Annotated in this window: 3 protein-coding genes; 2 read left to right on the forward strand and 1 reads right to left on the reverse strand. The window is 56.7% G+C overall.

Annotation, left to right across the window (positions count from 1 at the left end):
- The first annotated feature begins 173 nt into the window (after positions 1 to 173).
- On the forward strand, positions 174 to 1,082 hold the full coding sequence (locus ACFRAK_RS27680) for an SDR family oxidoreductase (RefSeq protein ID WP_394572986.1): 909 nt from the start codon (positions 174 to 176) through the stop codon (positions 1,080 to 1,082).
- A gap of 59 nt (positions 1,083 to 1,141) precedes the next feature.
- Positions 1,142 to 1,594 carry a hypothetical protein gene (locus ACFRAK_RS27685; RefSeq protein ID WP_394572987.1) on the forward strand — a complete coding sequence of 151 codons (453 nt, stop codon included), beginning with the start codon at positions 1,142 to 1,144 and terminating at the stop codon, positions 1,592 to 1,594.
- Between the two features lie 54 nt (positions 1,595 to 1,648).
- On the opposite strand, the gene ACFRAK_RS27690 is transcribed toward ACFRAK_RS27685, so the two are convergent.
- Positions 1,649 to 2,550: NAD(P)H-hydrate dehydratase (locus ACFRAK_RS27690; protein WP_394572988.1), on the reverse strand; the 902-nt coding region annotated here is incomplete at its 5' end.

A 2,550-nucleotide genomic window follows, 5' to 3' on the forward strand; every position in this document is an offset into this window, starting at 1 on the left:
GCATTCTGCCTCCCCATAGCGCTGTATCATATTGGAAATATTCTACCACATCGCGTGCTAACCGTTGCGGTAAAAATAGCTTCTTCGCATGTGCCTGCACCCTGGTCTGGGCGAATGCATAGAGATACAACATCACCATTCCCCAAGAAACGTCATGAATCAGGAGGTATTATATGAAACCGCAACATCCCCTTCCGTACGTCGGCTCCACAACAGTATACGAGGATCAGCCCATCGCTTTTCCTCCACAACATCAATCCCATCAGCCTGGACTTGAGAGCCTGATGTCTCCCCGTCCGATCAACGAGGACCCCGCATACCGCGGCAGCGGTAAATTGGAGGATCGAGTCGCGATTGTCACCGGCGGTGACAGCGGAATCGGGAAAGCGACCGCCATCGCTTTTGCCAAGGAAGGGGCCGATCTGGTCATTCCCTATCTATATGAAACGTCTGATGCCGAGCTAGTGAAGCAGCGGATCGAGCAGCTTGGAAGGCGCTGCATTCTGGTCAAAATTGATCTGCGCTACAAGCAGAACTGTGAAAAGGTTATCCAGGAAACGATCAGCCGCTTCGGCAGGATCGACGTTCTTGTCAACAACCACGCCGTCCAGTATGTGCAGCACAGCATTCTCGACATTACGGAAGAACAGCTCCACCACACCTTTCAGACGAATATCTTCCCATTCTTCTTCATGATTCAAGCTGCGCTGCCGCACATGAAATCCGGCGCCTCGATCATCAATACGGCTTCCATCACGGCTTATACCGGCTTCAAAGAGCTGATTGATTATTCGTCGACCAAGGGCGCCATCGTCTCATTAACCCGCTCATTGGCGCTCAGTCTGGTCGAGCAAGGTATACGCGTAAATTCCGTCTCACCGGGGCCCGTATGGACACCGCTAATCCCATCCAGCTTCGCTGCAGAGGATGTCGCCGTGTTCGGCACCGATTCCCCCATGAAACGAGCGGCCCAGCCATACGAACTGGCACCGGCATATGTATATCTTGCCTCCCCTATCGATTCAGCGTACGTCACTGGACAGTCGATCCACGTGAATGGCGGGCAGATGGTAACTACTTAGCTGTCAACCGAGATCCGAGATTTGAAACTGTCATATGTAGAACAAAAGGACGTGAATCAATGAATATGGATTACAAGGGATCCAGCCGCATGGACATGGGGTATTACGCCTTGAACAAACTGGCAAGCAGCGGCATGATCATGCTGATCCTGGCGCTGGCCGGATGGATATGGCCAAATGGGGCCGACCAGCTATCCCAATGGCTGGGAATCTCAATGCCGAACGAGTACTGGGTATATGGCTATGCGCTAACTGCTTCGCTGGTAGCAGATGCGATCCTATCCTTTATTCCTCTGCAACGCATCCCCAAACAAGCTGCCTTATATGGGGCCACCGGTTTTCTATTCTTTGCCTTGTTCTTGGATGGTCCGGAAGAACAGCAATGGGCACGAGCTATCGTAGGCGCGTTAACGCTCCTTATGTTTCTATGGGGTAAGCATGCCTTCTCTCGCACCTCTTTGGTCACCCTCTTCTTCGCTCTCATCATCCCGCTGCTCTGCTGGGTTCTCTGATGGGAGTCATCCGGTTTGGCGGTTGAGACGTATGCGCCAAAAAGGCGCTCTCAATTAGAGCGCCTCGATGATATCCCCCGCGATGATGGATGCGGGGTGATTGCGAAGCCGCGCGGCCTGTTCGCCGGCGCGACCGTGCAGCCACACCCCAAGGGCGGCTGCCGCCGGACCGGCATATCCTTGCGCCAGCAAGCTGGCGATGATGCCGGTCAGCACGTCCCCGGCACCTCCGGTGGCCATGCCGGAGGTGCCGGTGGTGTTGATGTAAGCCGTGCCGTCGGGCGCAGCCACAACGGTACGCGCGCCTTTGAGCACAAGCGTAACGCCGTGCTCTGACGCGAAGCTGACCGCAGCACCGATGCGGTCCTGCTGCAGCCGTGCTGTCGGTATACCCAGCAGTCGGGACATTTCCCCTGGATGCGGCGTCAATACGGTCGCAGCCGGTCTACGTTTCAAGTGGCGCAAGTCCTGGGAGTCGGATAGCATGTTGAGTGCATCCGCATCGATGACCAAAGGGCCTTCCCACTCTTCCCACAGACGGAGAATCCAGGCCGTATCGTCCTCGAAGCGTCCCAGGCCCGGGCCCACAGCCATGACATCCCCTGATTGCACCAGTTCCAGCACTCGTTCAGCGGAAGCCAGGTTCCAGCAGCCTCCACTGAGCGAGTCCGTCCCGGGAACCAGCATCACTTCCGGCGCGGTACCGCTTAGCGGAAGCACAAGTGAATCGGGCACCGCCCAGCTTACAAGTCCGCACCCGGTGCGGAGCGCGGCGCGGGAAGCAAGCAGACCGGCCCCCGACATGGTGCGGCTGCCTCCAACCGTCAACACATGACCGAAAGTGCCTTTATGGCCTTCGGGTCCGCGCGGACGATTCGGGTTGACGTTCAGCTCCGTGCTTAGCACGTGCGGTGTAAGCATGTACACCTGCGCGAAACCAAGCTCCCGGCACAAGG

Source organism: Peribacillus sp. NPDC056705 (genome assembly GCF_043656335.1).

Bases quoted from the DNA above. Each gene is read 5' to 3' on its own strand.
- ACFRAK_RS27680 (WP_394572986.1), top strand. From the start codon at position 174: ATGAAACCGCAACATCCCCTTCCGTACGTCGGCTCCACAACAGTATAC.
- ACFRAK_RS27685 (WP_394572987.1), top strand. From the start codon at position 1,142: ATGAATATGGATTACAAGGGATCCAGCCGCATGGACATGGGGTATTAC.